The sequence below is a fragment of the Rugamonas fusca genome (genome assembly GCF_014042365.1).
Classification (GTDB): Bacteria; Pseudomonadota; Gammaproteobacteria; order Burkholderiales; family Burkholderiaceae_D; genus Rugamonas; species Rugamonas fusca.
Genome location: NZ_JACEZS010000010.1, coordinates 69,179 through 88,441, shown reverse-complemented (window position 1 = coordinate 88,441; position 19,263 = coordinate 69,179). Strand labels below are relative to the sequence as shown.

The following is a 19,263-nucleotide window of genomic DNA, read 5'->3' as shown; positions in this document are numbered from 1 at the left end:
GAATTCAGTTCGCCGCCGGCGCCGTTGGCGGCGGCGGCACGATGGAGCCGGGCACCACGAAGGCGCCGAACTCGCGAATCATGCTGTTTACAAAGGGATCGTTGGCCACCGTTTCCTCGGCGGCGCGCTGGCACGCCTCGCGGAAGGCCTGCGCTTCCGCGCTGGCCGTGTACCAGGCCGGGCCCAGTTCCGTGTCCACGCGCACGGCGCGGCCGAAGCGCTCATTGAGCGCCAGGGTCAGCTTCTCCACATTGCCGGGCGTGCGCCACGTTTCGATCGGCACTTTCAGCTTGAACACGGCGGCATTGCCATCGATGGTGCAGCTGATCAGTTCGGCCTGCATGGCCAGTTGCTGGGCCACGCCGCGCAGCGGCAAGGCGGCGGCCACGGCCGGCCAGTTGCCGTCCCAGTCCAGTTCGGGCACCGGCGTGATCACGTAGGCGTAAGGCGCCTTGGCCGGCGGTGGCGCGGGCCGGCTGGCGGGCGCCGCTGGCGGCTGGGCGCCATGACCGCCTTGCGCGCCGGCGTCGGCGGGCGCGCTCATGGCCACGGCCGTGTCGTCGGAAAACTCCGTCACCCAGGGTGGCAGGTCGTCCTCTGGATCGGCCTGCTTAGTCGCGGGTGGCGCGTACGATTGCGGCGCTGGCTGCGTAACTTGCGGACGCGGCGCGGCTTGCTGCGGCGCGACCTGGCGCACGGGCGCTTCCAATACGGCCGTGTTGGCATCGCCGGCCATCGCCGGCGGCATGTCTTCCCACGGCGCCGGGCCGCGCGCGGCTGCTGGGGTACTAGCAGACGACATGGCCGATTGGGGTGGCATCGCCATCGCGGAAGCGGAAGGCGCAGCCGGGGAAGATGGTGCGGGCGCGGCGCCATAGCCTGCCTGCGCTGCCGGCGCGAACGCCGATGGTGCCGCAGCTGCGGCGGGCGCGGACGCTGCGGACGCTTGTGCGGAAGCGGACGGCGCTGCGGCCGCTGGCGCGGGTGTCGCCATCGCCGCCGGCGCGGCCGCCGTCGCAGCTGGCGTGCTGGCTGGCGGCAACGGACGGCTGCCGCCGGTGGCCGCCTTGGAGGCGGCGCGCGCCGCTTCCAGCGCCGCGTTAATGGCGGCACGGGCCGGGCTGACAGGCCCGCCCGACGCAGCCGGCGCTGCTGGTGCTGGCGCGGCGGCCGGTGGCACGGCGGCCGCCTGCGGCATCATCGGTGCGGCGGGCGGCGTCGCGGCCGGCGCCGCCGGCCACGCGGCAGCATCGCCTGCGCCCTGCTCCGCGCGCGCGGCAGGGACTGGATGATCGGCCGGTTGCGCGGGCGCAGGCGCGGCTGGCGGCGCGCTGAACGACGGTGCGGCCTGTGCGGCGAATTGCTGCGCCGGGGCGGACGATTGCGCCGTCGGCGCGGCGGCGTCGGCGCGCGCCATGGCGGCGGCCGCGCCAGCCACCACGGCGGGCGGCGTCACACTGGCATGGCTGGCGTTGACCTGCGCGGCTGCGCGCGCGGCAGGTGCGGCGGCGGCCCGCGCGGCGGCCACGGCGGCCGGACGAGAGATCGCAGCAACCGCGGCCGGCGCGGCGGCGGGCACACCTTCGGCGCCCCCTACGCCGGGCCGAAAGGCCAGCATGCGCAGCAGCGTCATCGAGAAGCCTGCGTATTCATCGGGCGCCAGGCCCAGCTCGTTGCGGCCATGGACGGCGATCTGGTAGAACAGCTGCACTTCCTCCGCGTCGAAGGCGGCGGCCAGGCGGATGATGTCGGCATACTCGGGCAAGTCCGACGGCAGCGCCGCCGGCACCGTCTGCGCCAGCGCGATCCGGTGCAGCAAGGTGCCCAGATCCTGCAAGGCGCCGTTGTAGGACAGGCTGCGGGTGGCCATCTCGTCGGCCACGGCCAGCAGGTCGGCGCCGTCCCGGTTGGCCAGCGCATCGAGCAGGCGCACCAGGTACGATTGATCCAGCGCGCCCAGCATGCCTTGCACGGCATCGAGCGTCACTTCGCCGGCCGCGTAGGCGATGGCCTGGTCCGTCAGCGACAGTGCATCGCGCATGGAGCCGTGGGCGCCCTGCGCCAGCAGGCGCAAGGCGGCCTGCTCGAACTTGACGCCTTCCTGCCCCAGGATGTTGTCCAGGTGGCTGACGATATGGCCGGGCGGCATCTGCTTGAGGTTGAACTGCAGACAGCGCGACAGCACCGTCACGGGTATCTTTTGCGGGTCCGTCGTGGCCAGGATGAACTTGACGTGCTCAGGCGGTTCCTCCAGCGTCTTCAGCATGGAATTGAAGGCGTGGTTGGTCAGCATGTGCACTTCGTCGATCATGTAGACCTTGAAGCGGGCGTTGGTGGGCGCGTACACGGCCTGCTCCAGCAACTGCGCCATTTCGTCGACGCCGCGGTTGGACGCGGCGTCCATCTCTATATAGTCGACGAAGCGGCCGGCGTCGATCGCCGTGCACGCCTCGCACACGCCGCACGGGGTGGCGGTGATGCCGCCATTGCCGTCCGGGCCGATGCAGTTGAGCGACTTGGCCAGGATACGCGACAGCGTGGTCTTGCCCACACCGCGGGTGCCGGTGAACAGATACGCATGGTGCAGGCGGCCACTGTGCAGCGCGTGCGTGAGCGCGCGCACGACGTGCTCCTGGCCGACGAGCGTTTCGAAGTTCCGGGGACGGTATTTACGGGCGAGGACTTGATAGGACATGCTGGAATTTTACCGTAGATAGCTGGGCTGCGGGTCGCTCCCGCGCCGCCTGCACGCGGGGACCATGCGCCGCGTCTGCGGGCGCGCCAAAGGGGCAATTGTAGCAAGCCGCTATCGGCTTGGCTAACGCGGACGGCCCGGACCATGAAAGCAAGCGCCGGAAACAAAAAAAGCCGCCGAAGCAGCTTTTTTCGAGAATGAAGGAGGCGAGCCTGATCTGCGGCACTTATGGTGAACGGCCGTGGCTGCTTCGTTCCCGACCTGACCAGGTTAGCCATGCCACAATGCGCAGGGGCCCGCCCGGCGCCATTATAACCGAGCCGGCGCCATCATGGGAAGGGATGCTTTTCCCGCCCCCGCCTACAGCCCCAGCTGCTGCCAGATACCGTCCACGCGCGCCTTCACTTCCGGCGTCATGGTGATGGTGGTGCCCCACTCGCGGCTGGTTTCACCCGGCCACTTGTTGGTGGCGTCGATGCCCATCTTGCTGCCCAGGCCACTCACGGGCGAGGCGAAGTCCAGGTAATCGATGGGCGTGTTGTCGACCAGCGTCGTGTCTCGCGTGGGATCGACGCGGGTCGTGATGGCCCAGATCACTTCCTTCCAGTCGCGGATATTGACATCCTCGTCCACCACCACAATGAACTTGGTATACATGAACTGGCGCAGGAAACTCCAGACCCCGAACATCACCCGCTTGGCGTGGCCAGCGTACTGCTTGCGGATCTGCACCACGGCCATGCGGTAGCTGCAGCCTTCGGGCGGCAAATAAAAGTCCGTGATCTCCGTGAACTGCTTTTGCAGCAGCGGCACGAACACTTCGTTCAACGCCAGGCCCAGCACGGCCGGCTCATCGGGCGGCTTGCCCGTGTAGGTCGAGTGGTAGATCGGATCGCGGCGCATCGTGATGCGGTCGATCGTAAACACGGGGAAGGAATCCTGCTCATTGTAATAGCCGGTATGGTCGCCATACGGTCCTTCCAGCGCATGCTCGTAGCCGGACGGATGGTTTTCATCCGGGTAGATATGGCCTTCAAGCACGATCTCGGCCGATGCCGGCACGCGCAGCTCGCTGCCGATGGCCTTGACCAGCTCCGTGCGGCTGCCGCGCAGCAGGCCGGCGAACTGGTATTCGGACAGGCTGTCGGGCACGGGCGTGACGGCGCCCAGGATGGTGGCCGGGTCCGCCCCCAGCGCCACACACACGGGATACGGCTTGCCCTTGCTCTGGATTGCGTGCTCGCGAAAGTCCAGCGCCCCGCCCCGGTGCGCCAGCCAGCGCATGATGACCTTGTTCGGCCCCAGCACCTGCTGGCGATAAATACCCAGGTTCTGGCGCTTCTTGTTCGGCCCCTTGGTGATCACCAGCCCCCACGTGATGAGCGGCGCCACGTCGCCGGGCCAGCAATGCTGGATCGGCAGGCGGCCCAGGTCCACGTCGGCGCCCTCCCACACGATCTCCTGGCAGGGCGCGCCTCGCAGTTCCTTGGGCGACATATCCCATACGGCCTTGACCAGCGAGCCCAGGCCCAGCAGATCCTTGAAATCGCGCGGCGGTTCCGGCTCCTTCAGGCGCGCCAGCACGTGGCCGATCTTGCGCAATTCGCTGATGTCTTCCGCGCCCATGCCCAGCGCCACCCGGCGCGTGGTGCCGAACAGATTACCGAGCACCGGCATGCGGTGGCCGGTCGGATTCTGGAACAGCAAGGCCGGTCCGCCGGCCCGCAAAGTACGGTCGCACACCTCCGTCATCTCCAACATCGGCGAAACAGGTACGGAAACAGGCCTAAGTTCGCCTAATTGTTGAAGCTGAGAAATAAAATCTCGCAAATCGGAATATTTCATGAGTTTTTAATTTTTTTTGACTGTGAACCACATTGCTCAAAAATCCAGGACAAGTGGTTGATTTTATTGGTTTTCCGCGTAATGCAAGCAAAAAAGTAAGATTTATAAGTTATAAAAGACAAATTCGTTAGTATTGACTTGATATAAAACGGCTTCTACAATTTGCCCTACTTGATGAGGACGCGGGCCCAAGGCCCAAATAAGTTGTCACTCATTCATTCACGGAGTCGGGGCTCCACATGACATTTTAAGGAGTGTTTTCAAAAGGCGTCTGCCTTACCCCCGAAAAAAGTTGTATTGCCACTGATTGAATACCACAGGGAAAGATCAGCTCAAGCAAGCAATGACGACGTCCAACGCGCGCTCCCAGCGGCGGCGGACGAGGCTATTTCTGATGCACGGCATTAGCGATTCCATGGCTGCGTTCAGCGCGGCGGGGGAGCGCTCGTTACGGACATTTCAGGGGAATTCTATGACTAATCGTATTACTGCGGCAGCGAAGCTTGCCCGACAACTGGCCAGCCAGCCAGCCGCGTGGTTCGCCACGACGCGCGTATCGGCCCGTGCCGTGCTCACGACGGCACAACACACCTTGACGGTATTGGGTATCTCGGCCCTGGTGGTCATCGCTGCATTGTTCGCACGTCCCGAACTGGCCAAGCAACTGAGCCAGACTTTCCTGCAAGAACCGGCCGCCGAAGCGCCCGCCGTGACTGCCCCACCGCTGTCCGAACTGATGGAAGCACCGCCCGCCGCACCCGTGGTCAACAACGCGCCGCTGACGGCCGAGGAAAAGGCCCTGCTGGGCACGAAGAAGCAACAACAATGGGTGACGTCCTGGCTGTCCAAGCGCTACCGCGTGGCCGGCGACGCGGCCAACATGCTGGTCTCGACGGCTTACCTGACGGCCCGTGAAATCAAGCTGGACCCGCTGCTGATCCTGGCCGTGATGGCCATCGAATCGGGCCTGAACCCGTTCGCGGAAAGCCCGGTCGGCGCGCAAGGCCTGATGCAGGTGATGTCGAAAGTGCACCATGACAAGTTCCAGGAAATGGGCGGCGTGCAAGCGGCGCTGAACCCGGTGGCCAATATCCGCGTCGGCTCGCTGATCCTGAAGGATTACGTGACCCGTGGCGGCTCGGTGGAAGCGGGCCTGAAGACCTACGTGGGCGCGGCCGCGTTCGAGACGGACGATGGCTACGGTTCGCGCGTACTGGCCGAATACAACCGCCTCAAGCAGGTTTCGGCCGGCAAGAAAGTGCCGACCACCACGCCGCCGATGCTGGCCACCGCGCCCGTGGCCCAGAAAGACCCGGCCGTGGCCAGCAACGACAAGATCGGCAAGGCCGACACGCAAATCGCCGGCCTGTAAGCACCCGCCCTGCCCCGCCGCATCCGAAGCCACCGTCCAGGTGGCTTTTTTTATGGAAAAATTGCGGGACGGAAAAATCGGGGACGGACCCCGGTTTTCGCTTTGCGAAAACCGGGGTCCGTCCCCGATTTTTCCGTCCCGCAATTTAGCGGTGGCGCATGAAAAAAGCCACCACAGGTCGCCCTGGGGTGGCTTTGTTACTGACAGGACTGGCCCGTGCCGCTTAGCGCTTCTTGTCGGCAGCCACTTCGTCAGGACGGATCCTGGCGGCCAGCTTGTCCAGCACGCCATTCACGTATTTGTGGCCATCGATGCCGCCAAACGATTTGGTCAGTTCCACCGCTTCGTTGATCACGACGCGGTACGGGATTTCCAGGTTGTTCTTCAGCTCGAACGCGCCGATCAGCAGCACGGCGTGCTCCACGGGCGACAGCTCGGCGATGCCTCGGTCGACCAGCGGTGCGAACGTTTCGCGCAGCGCCACGGAATCCTTGATCGCGCCGTACAGCAATGCGCTGAAATGGTCGCCGTCGGCCTTGTCGAAGCCGTGTGCACCACGGATGTTGTTGACCACGGTGGTCGCGTCTTCATTGTTCAGCAGCCACTGATACAAACCCTGCAACGCAAACTCGCGCGCGCGGTGGCGCGGCGTACGATTCTTGCTGGGGTTGGCGTGCAAAGTTTTCTCTGTCATGGTTTCCTACCTGTTCTCATTTCCTACACTACAAATGCGGCCGCCGCGCCCGCTTGTGGCCGGCGCGGCATGCCGTTCTTACTCTTCGTCGTCGCCGTCCTGGTTCAGTTCTTCCAGCGCGATGGTCAGGTTGGCCATCTCGACGGCCACGCGGGCCGCGTCGGCGCCCTTGACGGCCATGCGCACTTCGGCCTGCTCGTCGTTCTCGGTGGTCAGCACGGCATTGGCGATGGGGATGCCATAGTCCAGGCCGATGCGGGTGATGCCGGCGCCCGATTCGTTCGACACCAGCTCGAAGTGGTACGTCTCGCCACGGATCACGGCGCCCAGCGCGATCAGGGCGTCGAACTGCTGCGATTCGGCCATCTTTTGCAGGATCAGCGGGATTTCCAGCGCGCCCGGCACGGTCACGTGCAGCACGTCTTCATCAGCGACGCCCAGGTGCTTGAGCTCGGCTAGGCAGGCCGACAGCAGGCCGTGGCACACGTCCTCGTTGAAACGGGCCTGGACGATACCGACGCGCAAACCGTCGCCGGACATATTGGTTTCGTAGCTACCTACGGTCATGGCATACCTCTTCTTGATGGGGGGTGATGTGTTTTCTAAGGTGTTATTGCTGCGGCTTGGTCATGTAGCCCGTCACTTCCAGGTTGAAGCCTGTCATCGACGGCATCTTGCGCGGGCTGGCCAGCAGTTGCATCTTGCACACGCCGAGCTCACGCAGGATCTGCGCGCCGATACCGTAGCTGCGCAGGTCCATGCTGGCGGCGCGGCCTTTCGGCTTGGCTTCCGGCTGGTCCAGCGCGGCGAACTGGGCGAACAACTGGTCGGCCGTTTCCTCGCAGTTCAGCAGCACGATCACGCCGCGGTCGGCGGCCTTGATGGCGGCCAGCGAGGACGGGATGTTCCACGAGTGGGTGGTCGCTTCCGATTCCAGCAAGTCCAGGATGGACACGGGCTGGTGCACGCGCACCAGCGCTTCCTTGCCAGGGCCCATTTCGCCATGCACCAGCGCCAGGTGGGCCGAGCCGCTCGGCTTGTCGCGGAAGGCGATCATGCGGAAGCTGCCATGGGCCGTGTGCAGCGGACGCTCGGCGACGCGCTCGACCAGGCTTTCGTTCTGGCTGCGGTAATGGATCAGGTCGGCGATGGTGCCGATCTTCAGCCCGTGTTCCTTGGCAAATTCCAGCAAGTCCGGCAGGCGCGCCATGGTGCCGTCGTCCTTCATGATCTCGCAGATCACGGAGGCCGGGGTCAGGCCGGCCATGGCCGTCAGGTCGCAACCGGCTTCCGTATGGCCGGCGCGCATCAGCACGCCACCCTTTTGCGCCTTCAGCGGGAAGATGTGGCCCGGCTGCACGATGTCGGTCGGCTGGGTACCCTTGGCCACCGCCACCTGGATGGTCTTGGCGCGGTCAGCGGCGGAAATGCCGGTCGTCACGCCTTCAGCCGCTTCGATCGAGACGGTGAAGTTGGTGCCGAAGGCCGTGCCATTGCGGGTCGACATCATCGACAGGTTCAGCTGGTCGCAGCGTTCCTCGGTCAAGGTCAGGCAGACCAGGCCGCGCGCATGCTTGACCATGAAGTTGATCGCTTCCGGGGTGACGAAATCGGCGGCGAGCACCAGGTCGCCCTCGTTTTCGCGGTCTTCTTCATCCACCAGTATCACCATGCGGCCAGCGCGCAGTTCGGCGACGATTTCTTCGGTGCTGGAAATTGACATTTTTAATCCTTAGTAGCTGAGCAAGAACTTTTCTTAACCTGCTATTTTAAAGGATTTTGGCCCCGCCCACCCGCCAAAGCTGGCTTTTATCCGGCTACACCCCGGCATTTCGCGCTTTTCGGGCCGCATTTTTCGGCGATCACACCAGCACTTGCCGGGTCTGGCGCAAAAACGCGTGCACTTGCGCCTCGACGGCGGGCGCCACCATCGCCTGCGGCCGCCGCCCGTGCGGACAAGGCAGGCTGGGCGTCGTACCAAACAGGCGGCAGATCAGCGGCCGCTCGGCATAGGCGCCGCAGCCGGACGGCTGCAAGTGCGGACAACTCCAGTCGGCCAGCGCCCGCTCGCGTTCTCCCGCACTGCGCTCCGGCAGGCGCGCCATTTCCTCGCTGGACGCGGTGACGGGGCCGCAGCAGTCATGGCAGCCCGGCACGCATTCGAAGGCCGGAATGCGGCGGCGCAGGAAACGCAACTGGTAGACGCGGTCGCTCATGGTTGGCGGCAATCAAAAAACATTATCATCCAATGATAATAGGAACATCATAAAAAGCATGTAAAATGCTACCCAGACGCCGATCGCGGCGGCCCACAGAAGTATCCCAGCCATGCAAAATCCACAGCGCGACGACGAAATCACCCTCCCACCCCGCTTCGAAGACGTGATCGCGGACAGTGGCGGCTTGCCGTTCACCTTCGATTATGGCGACATGCGCACGCTGCACTTCGACGAACGCTTCATCCAGAGCGCCATGCGGATCTCCCAGCCCGACGAGCTGCTACTGAGCTACACGCGCGCCATGATGGGCTTCCTGCTGTTCCAGCCGCAGCCGCGCCACATCCTCATGATAGGCCTGGGCGGCGGTTCGCTGGCCAAATATTGCTACCGGCATTTACCGGACAGCCGCATCACCGTGGTGGAACTGGACCCGGCCATTATTGCCCTGCGCGGCCGTTTCCACGTGCCCGATAACGATGCGCGCTTCCAGGTGGTGCTGGCCGACGCCGTCGACTATCTGGCCGCACTGCGCGAGCCGGTGGACATCATCGTGCACGACGGCTATGGCCCGGACGGCCTGCCCGCCCCGCTCAGCAGCACGCCGTTCTACCGGCAATGCCGCAAGGCGCTCGCGCCCGGTGGCGTGCTGGTGTCCAACCTGTGGGGCGAGGACCTGGACTTGCTGCCGGCCATGCAGCGGCTGCACAGCGTGTTCGACGCGCAGTTATGGTGGTGCCATGCCCAGTATTGCCTGAACCGCATCGTGTTCTCGTGCAAGGAATTCGATGCCGACGCGTTCCAGTCCACGCTGGCCCAGCGCGCCGTGCGCCAGGAATTGCGCCATGGCGAACTGGGCTTGTGCCAACTGGCGCAGAACCTGTCCACCTCGGCCGGCCGCAGCCAGGCCGACTTCGAGGCCATCGCCGGCAACGATATGTACGCCGCCTACATGGGCGAGAACGCCGCCGGCTGACCGCCAGGCTACCCCGTCAGCCGCGCCGGCCAGCCCAGGCCACCACGGCGTGCGCCAGCAGCCGGTTCAGCGGCGCACTCAGGCCGCGCGTGGCCGCCACCAGCTGGCGCACCAGCACCGCCCGTCCCGGCATCCACGATGGCGCCGGCGCCTTGACGGCGAACTTGACCCGGTTGCCATACGACATACCCCGGAAGCCACACACGCGGCCATCGAACGCGGTGCGCAGCCGGCGCAGCACGCCGGGAAAATCGCGGTCGTTCGCATGCAGGTTGGCCACCAGCACCCCGCCCGGCCGCAAGGCCCGCAGGCAGTTTGCGTAGAACGCGGCGCTGCCCAGCGCCGGCGGCATGCCGCTGACGTCGTAGCCGTCCACGATCAGCACATCGAATGCCGCCTCATGCCTGCCGATCACATCCACCGCGTCCGCATGGATGACGCGAAACCGCGGGCCGTCCGGCGGCACCGCGAACTGCTCGCGCACGGCGATCACTTCCGGATCGAGCTCGACCACTGTCACGTCGGCATCGGACAGATAGCGGTGGCAGAACTTGGCCAGCGATCCGCCGCCCAGCCCCACCATGAGGATGCGGCGCGGGCGCGGCACGAACAGCAGGAAGCACATCATGGCGCGGGTGTAGGCCAGCGTCAGCGCCTGCGGGCGCGACAGCAGCATCTTGCTCTGGATGGCACCGTCGCCAAACAGCAGTGTGCGGGTATCGCCATCGGTCAGGACGATGGGCTTGCGGCGCGGCGGGACGGCGGGTTCGGACATGGAAGGCGGCACGGGCGGGCGATGCGGTTGTCAAATCAAATTACAACGGCATTATAATGAAATCACCCTATTGCACGCCACTTTGCCGTTGTTAGGCATGTTTGCGGAAGCGCCGCCAGCGCACCACCACATCGTCCATCACGGGGATGATGGCCAGCGCCAGCAACAGCGCCGACAGCGGCACAGTGGAAGCGAAACCGATGTGCTTGAAGCCCAGCGCCCCCACCACCCCGCCCACGAAGAACATGCTCAGCAGCGCGATGAGCAGCTTGAGCCGGTCGCGGTTGGCCATCACCTTGGGCTGGGCCGCGTGGTCATGCTCCATGTTCCAGTACACCAGCTTGCCCAGCTCGATGCCCAGGTCCGTCACCAGGCCGGTGACGTGGGTGGTACGGATCTCGGACTTGGAAATTTTGGTGATGATGGCGTTCTGCAGCCCCATGATGTAGCACAGCAGCATGACGGTGACGGGCACGAACAGCCCCATGCGCAAGGACAGGTTGGCGCCCAGCAAACCGAAGCACAGCAACAAGGCCGCCTCCAGCAGCAGCGACAGCGCGTATTCGCTGTGCAGATGCTGACGCCGTGCCCAGTTGATCAAAATAGCGGAGCTGGCCGCGCCGGACAGGAAGGAGATGATGGCGCCCAGTCCCGACAGGGCCAGCGTCACATTGCCCATCGCCAGATCGTCCGCCATCGACGACACCACGCCCGTCATGTGAGACGTGTAGCGGCGCACGGCGAGAAAGCCGCCCGCGTTGGTGGCCCCCGCGACAAAACTCAACACCAGCCCGAGCAGCTGGTTCGCCTCGGTGGTGCGCTTGCGGCCGGACAGCCGGCGGAGGAACAGGATGGCCATAATCGATCGTCAACGTTGCGCTGTCGGCCAGGCCGCAGCTGGTAACCCAACAGGAACAACATACGTCATCTGAGGCCAAATTGCCGGGAAAATCGCCGGGTGTGGCATCCACACCTCAAAAACACGCACACTGTATGCACATGATATTAACATCTAACCCAAGTAATGCGGGCAGATCCCTTCATTTCAAGAGCAGGCTGCCATTACAATTGGATTACAATGCCAGTTTTGACTCGCCCACCTCCGCGCCATGGAAACCAAATCCGCCCGCCTGACGATATTGATCGATCCAGTGAAGAAGAAAGCGTTTGAAGAATTATGCGCGGCGCAAGACCTGACGCCATCGCAAGTGGTGCGCCAGCTGATCCGCGGCTACCTGGACAAGCATGGCGTGTCCTACGCCACCAAAAGCAAGATCAAGGGCGCCCTCGTCAGCGACGACTAGACGCAAAGAAAAATCGGGGACGTACTCCGGTTTTCCCGCATGGGAAAACCGGAGTACGTCCCCGATTTTTCTTCGCCGTACTGTTTTCGTTTATTTGAGCGACAGCATGCGCTCGACGTAGCGCGCGATCAGGTCGACTTCCAGGTTGACCTTGGCACCCGGCTTCAGGTGCTTGAGCGTGGTCATGGCGATCGTGTGCGGGATCAGGTTGATCGAGAACTGGCACACCAGCTGCTCACCGCTGCCGATGTCGGTCACGCGGTTGACCGTCAGCGATACGCCGTTGACGACGATCGAACCTTTGAACGCCAGGTACTTGGCCAGCTCGTGCGGCGCTTCGATCACCAGTTCCCACGATTCGCCCACGGCTTCGAACTTGCGCACCACGCCCAGGCCATCGACGTGGCCCGACACCAAATGACCGCCCAGCCGTTCGGCCAGCGTGAGCGCCTTTTCCAGGTTCACTTCCGTGGTCGTATCCAGGCCCACGGTGCAGTTCAGGCTTTCGCGCGACACGTCGACCACGAAGCTGTCATTGGTCTTTTCCACCACCGTCATGCAGGCGCCGTTGATGGCGATCGAGTCGCCCAGGGCCACGTCGGCCAACGGCAAGCCTCCCGCGTTGACGTGCAGGCGCACGCCCGCTTCCAGGCCGCCAGCGAGCGGCTGTACGGATTCAATTTTGCCAATGGCGGCGACGATTCCAGTAAACATGCGATACCAATCTTAAAGTGGGTTGAATCTGGCAAGGATACGCAAATCGGCGCCGATTTGCTTAACCTCGTGAAATTTGAGCGTGTGCTTGTGCGACAGGTCCGTCAACGCCGGCAAGGCGAACATGCCTTGCGCATCGCCCAGCAGGACGGGCGCCAGGTAGACCAGCAATTCGTCCACGCAGCCTGCGCGGATCAGAGAGCCGTTGAGCTTGCCGCCGGCCTCCACGTGCAACTCGTTGATCTGGCGCCGGCCCAGCTCGCGCATCAGTTCGGGCAAGTCGACCTTGCCGGCCGCGTTGGGCAGCACGATGATTTCGGCGCCGGCCGCGCGCAATGCCGCCTCCTTCTCCGGATCGGACACGGCGGCCACGATCCAGGTGCCGCCGCCTTCCAGCACGCGGGCCTTGGGATCGATATCGAGCTTGCTATCGACGACGATGCGGCGCGGCTGGCGTGGCGTCTGCACGGCCCGCACGTTAAGCTGGGGATCGTCGGCCTTGACCGTGCCGATGCCGGTCAGGATGGCGCACGCGCGCGCGCGCCACGCGTGGCCGTCGGCGCGCGCCTCCGGCCCCGTGATCCATTGGCTCTGGCCGTTGTGCAGGGCCGTCATGCCATCCAGGCTGGCGGCCGACTTCATGCGCACCCACGGCAGGCCGCGCCGCATGCGCGAGAAGAAACCGATGTTCATTTCATGGGCCGCATCGGCCAACACGCCGGACGAGACGGTAATACCGGCCGCCGCCAGCTTGGCCAGGCCCTGCCCCGCCACCAGCGGATTCGGATCTTCCATGGCCGCCACCACGCGGCCCAGGCCGGCGCGCACCAGTGCGTCCGAACACGGCGGCGTGCGGCCGTGGTGGTTGCACGGCTCCAGCGTCACGTAGGCGGTGGCGCCGCGCACGTCGTGCCCGCGCGCCTGGGCATCCTTGAGGGCCTGGATTTCGGCATGGTCGAATCCTGCCGCCTGCGTCACACCCGCGCCGATCGCGTGGCCATCGCGCACGATCACGCAACCGATGCGCGGATTGGGCGAGGTGGTGTACAAGCCCTTGGCGGCCCATTCCAGGGCCAGTGTCATGCCGTCGAGGTCGTTGCGTATTTCCATATTCTTCCCGGCGCCGGCGCAGCGCCAGCGACCTAGTCCGACTCGGCCGCCGCCGTGCAGCCCACCGGTTGCACCAGCGGATCGCATACGCGCATCCGGCCCAGCATGTTGATCTTGATGTGGCGCGCCTGCCGGCCTTGCAGCAACGACAGCGTGCCCCAGTGCGCGACCAGGCTATTGCCGGCGCTGCAACTGCGTCCAGCAGCATTATAAGCAAGGTAGAGCGGGACCGCACCGGATGAGAACGCCGACCGGATCATGATGTCGTCCGATAGGGCTTCCTGCCGGTACAGCACGGACTCGCCGCCATCGGGACGCGCATTGCCATTGGCGTCGATGAACACGACCCAGCCGCGCCGCCAGTCCACACCGCCCGGCTCCAGCGGCGCCAGCGTGACGATGCGGCCACGAGCGATAGCCTGGGAACGGGTCAGGTCGATCGCGCTGCACAGGTCGTTGACGGCCGCGCGCAGGCGCGCCGCCTGCAGCAACTGCCGCAATCCCGGCGCGGCTGTACCAGCCAGCACGCCGGCCAGCGCCAGCACGACCAGCGCTTCGACGAGGCTGAACGCGCGTAGCCCGCGACCGGGCCGGCGCGCCGTGCCACGACACAGCCCGGCGCGTTCGCCGTACTCACCGCTCATGGCCAGCAGTGGGCGCCCGGCCCGGAGGCCAGCCGCAGGCCGGTGCTGGTCAGCGTGAGTTCCTGGCAATCGTCGTCGCGGAAGTTGACATCGACCATGCCGGTGCCCGGCCGGGCGACCAGTCGCACGCATTGGCTGATCAGCTCGCCTTCGCAGGCTTTGCCTTCCACTTCATAGGCGCTGGTGCGGGCGCTGTTGCCGCTCCACCAGCGAAACAGCATCGCTTCCGGGTCAGTACTGCTGGACGAGAAGGCGATGTAGCTGTTGTACTGCGAGTAGTAGCGCTCCTGCTGCTGCATCAGCCGCATCAGCGCCGCCTCGCCTTCATTGCGCCGCACGCGGATCACGTAGCGTTGCAGGCTGGGATAGGCTTGCGCCGCCAGCACGACGAAGATGACCAGCGTGACCAACGCTTCCACCAGGCTGAAACCACCGATACGTTCCATCATTGCCTCCTTCCGTTTGTGCCATTGCCCCGATCGCGCTAGCGCCGCGCCGCCGCGTGCAGCTCGCGCCAGTTCACCACCTCGCGCCAGCTCAGGCGACCGGACGGCGCCGCCACCGTGATCGCACCGGCGGAACGCACAGGTGCGCCGCCGACGGCGCTGAACATCGCGATGGCGACGTTCTGGGTGGCGCTGGCCCCGGTCGGCGGGGTGGCGGGCGCGGGGCCAGTTCCGCTTGCCGCCGCCAGCGCCGGCAAGCGCAGCGCCACCGGGCGCGCCGCATAGTCCGGCGCGAGACGGGCAGTCGCGTGGGGATCGCCAACGCTGGCGGCCGAGGCCATCAACATGGACGGCAAGCCGGTCAAGACGTCGAGGGCATAGCTGCGGCTGCGCGTCGCATCGCACGGCGTCCGGCCCGGCAACACGGTGTTGAACACCAGCTTGCCATTGGCCAGTACCCCGCTGTCCAGGCTGCGCTCGCCCGTGACATCACTGTGCAGAAAATCGATGTACCAGCCCTTGCTGTTGGCGGGCAGATCGGCGCCCAACAGCGTCAAGGCCATCGCATCGTCAGCGCCGCTGAGCGTGCGCGGCGTCAGTTCAGCGCGCCCCGCCACCAGTTGCGGCGGATCGGCCAGCGTATCGAGGATGGCGTAATACGATTGCGGCGCGCCATGCGCGGGCAGCCGGTCGGCCGCTTCCAACATGCGTCCTGTACCGAACAGGATCAGGTAGCCACCGCCCGTCGCGTACACCAGCCGCGGTTGTTGCGCGATCGCTTGCCGAACACCGCTGACGTCGCGCGCGACGAACAGCGGCGTCGTCGCCGGGCCCGGCCCCACCGCCCCCGGCCAGGGCGCATTGCCGGTCAGGTCGAAGCGCCACAGGTTGCCCTGCAGGTCGCCAGCGTAGGCGTAACGCAGGACACCGTCCGCATCCACGGCCAGCGCGGGCGCGCTCAAGCCGTTGGCGCGGGCCGCATCGGCGATCGGCGTGACGAAGCGATAGTAGTTATCGTTGAGCCGCCACGGCTGCGATGGCGGCTTATCGAGCGCCAGCAGGAACAGGGCGCCGTTGCCGCTGGCGCTGGCGTGGCCATCGGCCGCGTAATTGTTCAAGCCGCTGGCGACGACCGCCACATCACGGAAGACGGCCGCCGCGCCGCTGCCCCGCGTGCGCACGCGCGCGACCTGTGGACGGGTGGTCACGTTGCCCATCAAGGGATCGTCGCGGTCCGTGAATTCCCACAGCGCGCCGGATGCGTCGAAGTGCAGCGGATCGGTCACGTCGAGCGCAAACACGCCTTGCGCGCCGCCGCCCATGGCCGACACCAGCACGGTCCTCCACGTGCCGCCCGCCTCCGCCTCGCCCGCGCTGGCCGGACCATCGACATAGGCCGTGTGGACGTAGGCAGGACTGGTCAGGCGGCCCAGTGTAGCGAACAAGGCGTTCGGCACGTAGGCGAACAATTCGCTGCCATCGGCCGCATCGAACGCATGCAGCATGCCGTCGTTGGCGCCCAGGTAGACTGCGGGCCGGCGCAGCTTGCTGCGCGCGTAGAAGTCCGCATACGCCGCGCCCCGCTCCACGGCCGACGCGACGCCGACATAAACGGGCGAACTGTTGACGGCGTCGCCCAACACGCTGCCGCGGCGCCGGAACACCGTGCCTTCCAGCCCGCGTTCGCCGCGCAAATAATCCAGCCGTTGCGGCCCCATGCCGTCCGGCCGGCTGCGCGCGCTCGTCGATGGCGCCCGGTCAAGCATGGCCCGCTGAGCGCTGCTGATGGCATCCCAGACGAACGGCACCGTGGTCAGCGTGCCATCGGGCTGCACGATGGCCGTGTAGAGCTTGCGCGCCGTTGGCGTGGGCCGGGGCGGGCGCCCGGCCGCGCCGGTGAGAATGGCGCCGGCATCCCAGGAAGGTGTGGCCGGCATCAAGGTACTGGCGTCATTTGCCTGCACGGCATAGCGCTCAAGGTATCCGCTCCAGTCGGCGCGGCTGTAGATGGCCTGGAACACGGTGGCGCTGGCCGCATCGGCGCTGGCAACGGCGCCGGCGGGCAACACCAGCGGCGCGCCACGCACGGCCGGGCCGCCATCAGCGGCGACGCATCCGGCCAGTAGCGGTTCGCTGGCGATGTCCAGCGCCGGTGGCGTGGCGCGGGCGACCATCCACGGGCAGGCGATCAGCGGCACCATCCACAACGCGCGCGGCAACGTCAGGGCAGCAATGGCCATTTGTTCGCCCTCGTCTCAGTCGGCCCTGCGATAAACCGATTGCAGCACCACTTCCGTTTCCGGCCGGGCGCCGAAACCGATCGCTGTCACGCGGTAACAATGGCCGCCGGATGCCCCTACTTCGTCGCCGGGCTGGTGGCAGGGCACGCGCTCGATCAAGTAACGGGGACGGCGGAACGGCAAGTAGCCGCTGCCGGTCTGCATGGAGGCGCCGCTATAGTCGCCATACTGCACCGTGTGACTGCCGCCATCTTCCGCGCCGCTCAGGTCCACCGCCTGCCACGCCGCGGCGCCCTCGCCTCCCGCGCGCGCGCACAGGCCAAGGTTGACCGGCCCCGTTCCGCAGCCATCGATAAATCCCAGCCCACTATCGAGACCGAACAGCGCACTGCGCGCACGCCAAGCATCCGCGCCTGCACCACTCGCGCCTGGGATACCGGCGTCCGCCGCATCGCCAGTGCCAGCACCATGCCCCGCCGCGCCGGACGCTGTTCCGGCCACATCGCGTTCTCCGTCCATAAGCGCATCCTCCGCCGCCTGAAACGCCACCTGCCTGTCCCGCCCCGCCCGCGCAGCCTGTTCGCCCTGCAGTGCCAAACGGGCCGCCGATGCGCCAACCAGCATGACGGCGACCAGGATCAACATCGTCACCAACAGCGTGACGCCGCGTTGCCGTCCCGCGCGCGCACCGGCCCATCGCTTCATCACACGCTCCGGTTACGCAACTGGAACAGCGCCACAAACAGCCGCCGCGCCCGCCGCCGCAAGGCCGGCGCCATGGTTTGCTCGGCCACGCGCACGCCGGGATCGTCGCCCGCATGGGCGTCCGCATAGGCCGCGCCGAACAAGTCGTAGACGGCCGGCGCACCATCGGGCCGGGTATGCACATCGCCGCGCAACAACAGCGCGACCTTGACGGCACGCACCCGCTTCCAATACGTCTTGCGGTGCAGGTCACGCTGGCGCTCGTCCGGCGTGGCGCCCGCCAGCACCAGACTGGCATCGAGCGCATTGACGGCGCTGGCATTCAGGTAAGTGTCGGGCACACCATCGGGCGGGGTGTCGAGATCGACGCCATACAACACCTGGAAGCTGTCGACGCCACGCACGATGGCGTCGGCGCCCCAGCCGCTGGCGCTGCGGTACTTGCAGCGCAATTCAGGTTCGCCCTCGGCATCGTTGGCGACATAGAAAATGCTCCAGCCGCGTTCATTGACGGCGTGACTGTCCGCCACGCCAAAGCCAGCGCAGTTGACGGCGGAACCGTCACCGTTGGCGGTCCCACCCGATCCGTCAAAGCGCAACATCAACACATCGCTGCCATTGGCCACGGGCGCCAGCGGATGCGCGATGCCATCGCTGGCACGCGCGAGGCTGTGCGCGTCGAGTCCTCCGATCGCCGCGCTGGACGCGGGATCGTAGGCGGCCGGCGCCAATTCGCCATCCCAGTTCACGTAGGCGCTCTGGCGCACGGCCTGGCCGATGATGTCGAGCGCATAGCGGCCGCCGTCATTGAGCCACACGTTCTCGCTGTGCATGCGGTAGGCGGCATTGGCCAGCACGAGCATGGCGCAGGCCAGCAGCACCACCAGCATGCCCAGCGCCATCGACACCATGACCTCGGCCAGCGCCACACCATCCTGCCGCCGCACGCGTGGCTTCATGGCAGCGCTCCCACCGCGACAGCCACGCCGGGCACGAACTCGCCGTCCGCGTCGCGCGCGGGCGTGCCGTCTGGACGCTTGCCACGCCAGCCCACCTTGACCACCAGCGGCGCCCCCGCGCCGCCCGTGCAACTCCAGCGCAAGCGGCCACCCTGCCACAGGCCGGCATCGCGGCACACCAACACACGCCCGGCCGGCAAGCTGGTGCGCACTTGCTGCTTGATGTCGTACAGGTCGAACTGGGCCAGCTGGCTGCGGTCGCAATGGGCGTCCAGCGCGTAACACAGTGGCGACGGCGGCACGGGCGATGGTTCGGCCAGCGCGTCGTAGTGGAAGGTCAAATAGGGATTGGCCGCGTCCGGCAGCGGTGGCGTGATGCTGTTGGCGCGCATGCGCTCGGCCAAACTATTGGCCAGGTGCAGCGATTGCGTGAGCAGCGCGGATTGATGGCGCGTGCGCAGCGCCGCCAATTGCATCGCCGTGCCGCAAATGATGCCCAGCGCCAGCACCAGCAAGGCCACCATGATTTCCAGCATGGTAAAGCCGCGTGATTTCATCCATCGCATGC

The 19,263-nt window shown here is 66.0% G+C and carries 18 protein-coding genes, 1 other RNA gene and 1 pseudogene; 3 read left to right on the top strand and 17 right to left on the bottom strand.

Annotated elements, in window-relative coordinates; genetic code table 11:
* Window positions 1-4: 4 nt before the first annotated feature.
* The 3 genes from dnaX to ubiD all read right to left on the bottom strand — a co-directional run bounded on the left by dnaX (window position 5) and on the right by ubiD (window position 4,540).
* Window positions 5-2,695 carry a DNA polymerase III subunit gamma/tau gene (gene dnaX / locus H3H36_RS13155; protein WP_182218238.1) on the bottom strand — a complete coding sequence of 897 codons (2,691 nt, stop codon included), beginning with the start codon at window positions 2,693-2,695 and terminating at the stop codon, window positions 5-7.
* Between the two features lie 202 nt (window positions 2,696-2,897).
* An RNA gene (gene ffs / locus H3H36_RS13150) (signal recognition particle sRNA small type) lies at window positions 2,898-2,996 on the bottom strand.
* A gap of 59 nt (window positions 2,997-3,055) precedes the next feature.
* On the bottom strand, window positions 3,056-4,540 hold the full coding sequence (gene ubiD / locus H3H36_RS13145; protein WP_182218235.1) for a 4-hydroxy-3-polyprenylbenzoate decarboxylase: 1,485 nt from the start codon (window positions 4,538-4,540) through the stop codon (window positions 3,056-3,058).
* A 472-nt stretch (window positions 4,541-5,012) separates the two neighbouring features.
* On the opposite strand from ubiD, the gene H3H36_RS13140 reads away from it, so the two are divergent.
* The gene (locus H3H36_RS13140) at window positions 5,013-5,912 is read left to right on the top strand and encodes a lytic transglycosylase domain-containing protein (RefSeq protein ID WP_182218233.1); all 900 of its coding nucleotides are present in this window, start codon (window positions 5,013-5,015) and stop codon (window positions 5,910-5,912) included.
* 223 nt (window positions 5,913-6,135) lie between these two features.
* Here H3H36_RS13140 and nusB read toward each other — a convergent pair whose 3' ends face one another.
* The 4 genes from nusB to H3H36_RS13120 form a co-directional block, all read right to left on the bottom strand.
* Window positions 6,136-6,606 (bottom strand): transcription antitermination factor NusB, encoded by a 471-nt coding sequence (nusB, locus tag H3H36_RS13135; RefSeq protein ID WP_182218232.1) that lies wholly within the window; start codon window positions 6,604-6,606, stop codon window positions 6,136-6,138.
* A 78-nt stretch (window positions 6,607-6,684) separates the two neighbouring features.
* The gene (gene ribH / locus H3H36_RS13130; protein WP_182218231.1) at window positions 6,685-7,173 is read right to left on the bottom strand and encodes a 6,7-dimethyl-8-ribityllumazine synthase; all 489 of its coding nucleotides are present in this window, start codon (window positions 7,171-7,173) and stop codon (window positions 6,685-6,687) included.
* Between the two features lie 43 nt (window positions 7,174-7,216).
* Window positions 7,217-8,329 carry a bifunctional 3,4-dihydroxy-2-butanone-4-phosphate synthase/GTP cyclohydrolase II gene (gene ribBA, locus H3H36_RS13125; RefSeq protein WP_182218230.1) on the bottom strand — a complete coding sequence of 371 codons (1,113 nt, stop codon included), beginning with the start codon at window positions 8,327-8,329 and terminating at the stop codon, window positions 7,217-7,219.
* A gap of 139 nt (window positions 8,330-8,468) precedes the next feature.
* Window positions 8,469-8,822 (bottom strand): YkgJ family cysteine cluster protein, encoded by a 354-nt coding sequence (locus tag H3H36_RS13120; RefSeq protein WP_182218228.1) that lies wholly within the window; start codon window positions 8,820-8,822, stop codon window positions 8,469-8,471.
* 112 nt (window positions 8,823-8,934) lie between these two features.
* Here H3H36_RS13120 and H3H36_RS13115 point away from each other — a divergent pair, with 112 nt between their 5' ends.
* A complete protein-coding gene (locus H3H36_RS13115) occupies window positions 8,935-9,798 on the top strand; it encodes a fused MFS/spermidine synthase (protein ID WP_182218226.1) in 864 nt (287 codons plus the stop codon).
* A 16-nt stretch (window positions 9,799-9,814) separates the two neighbouring features.
* Here H3H36_RS13115 and H3H36_RS13110 read toward each other — a convergent pair whose 3' ends face one another.
* Both H3H36_RS13110 and H3H36_RS13105 read right to left on the bottom strand, forming a co-directional pair.
* Window positions 9,815-10,573 carry a fused MFS/spermidine synthase gene (locus H3H36_RS13110; protein WP_182218224.1) on the bottom strand — a complete coding sequence of 253 codons (759 nt, stop codon included), beginning with the start codon at window positions 10,571-10,573 and terminating at the stop codon, window positions 9,815-9,817.
* 109 nt (window positions 10,574-10,682) lie between these two features.
* A pseudogene (locus H3H36_RS13105) lies at window positions 10,683-11,432 on the bottom strand (YoaK family protein); the annotation flags it as partial.
* Between the two features lie 250 nt (window positions 11,433-11,682).
* Between H3H36_RS13105 and H3H36_RS13100 the strand changes: the two are divergent.
* Window positions 11,683-11,877: a ribbon-helix-helix protein gene (locus H3H36_RS13100; RefSeq protein ID WP_182160189.1), complete on the top strand. Its 195-nt coding sequence runs from the start codon at window positions 11,683-11,685 to the stop codon at window positions 11,875-11,877.
* Window positions 11,878-11,967: 90 nt separating this feature from the next.
* On the opposite strand, the gene H3H36_RS13095 is transcribed toward H3H36_RS13100, so the two are convergent.
* The 8 genes from H3H36_RS13095 to pilV are packed head-to-tail and all read right to left on the bottom strand — an operon-like array spanning window position 11,968 to window position 19,261.
* Window positions 11,968-12,591, bottom strand: a complete 624-nt coding sequence (locus tag H3H36_RS13095; protein ID WP_182218219.1) for a riboflavin synthase — start codon at window positions 12,589-12,591, stop codon at window positions 11,968-11,970.
* A 12-nt stretch (window positions 12,592-12,603) separates the two neighbouring features.
* On the bottom strand, window positions 12,604-13,701 hold the full coding sequence (ribD, locus tag H3H36_RS13090) for a bifunctional diaminohydroxyphosphoribosylaminopyrimidine deaminase/5-amino-6-(5-phosphoribosylamino)uracil reductase RibD (protein ID WP_182218217.1): 1,098 nt from the start codon (window positions 13,699-13,701) through the stop codon (window positions 12,604-12,606).
* Window positions 13,702-13,733: 32 nt separating this feature from the next.
* A complete protein-coding gene (locus H3H36_RS13085; protein WP_182218214.1) occupies window positions 13,734-14,345 on the bottom strand; it encodes a GspH/FimT family pseudopilin in 612 nt (203 codons plus the stop codon).
* The gene (locus H3H36_RS13080) at window positions 14,342-14,794 is read right to left on the bottom strand and encodes a type IV pilin protein (protein ID WP_311196632.1); all 453 of its coding nucleotides are present in this window, start codon (window positions 14,792-14,794) and stop codon (window positions 14,342-14,344) included. Before H3H36_RS13080 ends, H3H36_RS13085 begins: the two co-directional genes overlap by 4 nt.
* 35 nt (window positions 14,795-14,829) lie before the next feature.
* A complete protein-coding gene (locus H3H36_RS13075; protein WP_229219896.1) occupies window positions 14,830-17,031 on the bottom strand; it encodes a pilus assembly protein in 2,202 nt (733 codons plus the stop codon).
* 15 nt (window positions 17,032-17,046) lie between these two features.
* Window positions 17,047-17,736, bottom strand: coding sequence for a pilus assembly PilX family protein (locus H3H36_RS13070; protein WP_182218211.1), 690 nt, complete (start codon window positions 17,734-17,736; stop codon window positions 17,047-17,049).
* Window positions 17,736-18,695 (bottom strand): PilW family protein, encoded by a 960-nt coding sequence (locus H3H36_RS13065; protein ID WP_182218209.1) that lies wholly within the window; start codon window positions 18,693-18,695, stop codon window positions 17,736-17,738. Before H3H36_RS13065 ends, H3H36_RS13070 begins: the two co-directional genes overlap by 1 nt.
* A complete protein-coding gene (gene pilV / locus H3H36_RS13060) occupies window positions 18,692-19,261 on the bottom strand; it encodes a type IV pilus modification protein PilV (protein WP_229219895.1) in 570 nt (189 codons plus the stop codon). The genes H3H36_RS13065 and pilV overlap by 4 nt, the downstream gene beginning before the upstream one ends.
* Window positions 19,262-19,263: the final 2 nt, after the last annotated feature.

What these genes read in the sequence shown, in the direction of transcription:
- dnaX (WP_182218238.1), bottom strand. Translation starts at nt 2,695, where the DNA reads ATGTCCTATCAAGTCCTCGCCCGTAAATACCGTCCCCGGAACTTCGAA.
- ubiD (WP_182218235.1), bottom strand. Translation starts at nt 4,540, where the DNA reads ATGAAATATTCCGATTTGCGAGATTTTATTTCTCAGCTTCAACAATTA.
- H3H36_RS13140 (WP_182218233.1), top strand. Translation starts at nt 5,013, where the DNA reads ATGACTAATCGTATTACTGCGGCAGCGAAGCTTGCCCGACAACTGGCC.
- nusB (WP_182218232.1), bottom strand. Translation starts at nt 6,606, where the DNA reads ATGACAGAGAAAACTTTGCACGCCAACCCCAGCAAGAATCGTACGCCG.
- ribH (WP_182218231.1), bottom strand. Translation starts at nt 7,173, where the DNA reads ATGACCGTAGGTAGCTACGAAACCAATATGTCCGGCGACGGTTTGCGC.
- ribBA (WP_182218230.1), bottom strand. Translation starts at nt 8,329, where the DNA reads ATGTCAATTTCCAGCACCGAAGAAATCGTCGCCGAACTGCGCGCTGGC.
- H3H36_RS13120 (WP_182218228.1), bottom strand. Translation starts at nt 8,822, where the DNA reads ATGAGCGACCGCGTCTACCAGTTGCGTTTCCTGCGCCGCCGCATTCCG.
- H3H36_RS13115 (WP_182218226.1), top strand. Translation starts at nt 8,935, where the DNA reads ATGCAAAATCCACAGCGCGACGACGAAATCACCCTCCCACCCCGCTTC.
- H3H36_RS13110 (WP_182218224.1), bottom strand. Translation starts at nt 10,573, where the DNA reads ATGTCCGAACCCGCCGTCCCGCCGCGCCGCAAGCCCATCGTCCTGACC.
- H3H36_RS13100 (WP_182160189.1), top strand. Translation starts at nt 11,683, where the DNA reads ATGGAAACCAAATCCGCCCGCCTGACGATATTGATCGATCCAGTGAAG.
- H3H36_RS13095 (WP_182218219.1), bottom strand. Translation starts at nt 12,591, where the DNA reads ATGTTTACTGGAATCGTCGCCGCCATTGGCAAAATTGAATCCGTACAG.
- ribD (WP_182218217.1), bottom strand. Translation starts at nt 13,701, where the DNA reads ATGGAAATACGCAACGACCTCGACGGCATGACACTGGCCCTGGAATGG.
- H3H36_RS13085 (WP_182218214.1), bottom strand. Translation starts at nt 14,345, where the DNA reads ATGAGCGGTGAGTACGGCGAACGCGCCGGGCTGTGTCGTGGCACGGCG.
- H3H36_RS13080 (WP_311196632.1), bottom strand. Translation starts at nt 14,794, where the DNA reads ATGATGGAACGTATCGGTGGTTTCAGCCTGGTGGAAGCGTTGGTCACG.
- H3H36_RS13075 (WP_229219896.1), bottom strand. Translation starts at nt 17,031, where the DNA reads ATGGCCATTGCTGCCCTGACGTTGCCGCGCGCGTTGTGGATGGTGCCG.
- H3H36_RS13070 (WP_182218211.1), bottom strand. Translation starts at nt 17,736, where the DNA reads ATGAAGCGATGGGCCGGTGCGCGCGCGGGACGGCAACGCGGCGTCACG.
- H3H36_RS13065 (WP_182218209.1), bottom strand. Translation starts at nt 18,695, where the DNA reads ATGAAGCCACGCGTGCGGCGGCAGGATGGTGTGGCGCTGGCCGAGGTC.
- pilV (WP_229219895.1), bottom strand. Translation starts at nt 19,261, where the DNA reads ATGCGATGGATGAAATCACGCGGCTTTACCATGCTGGAAATCATGGTG.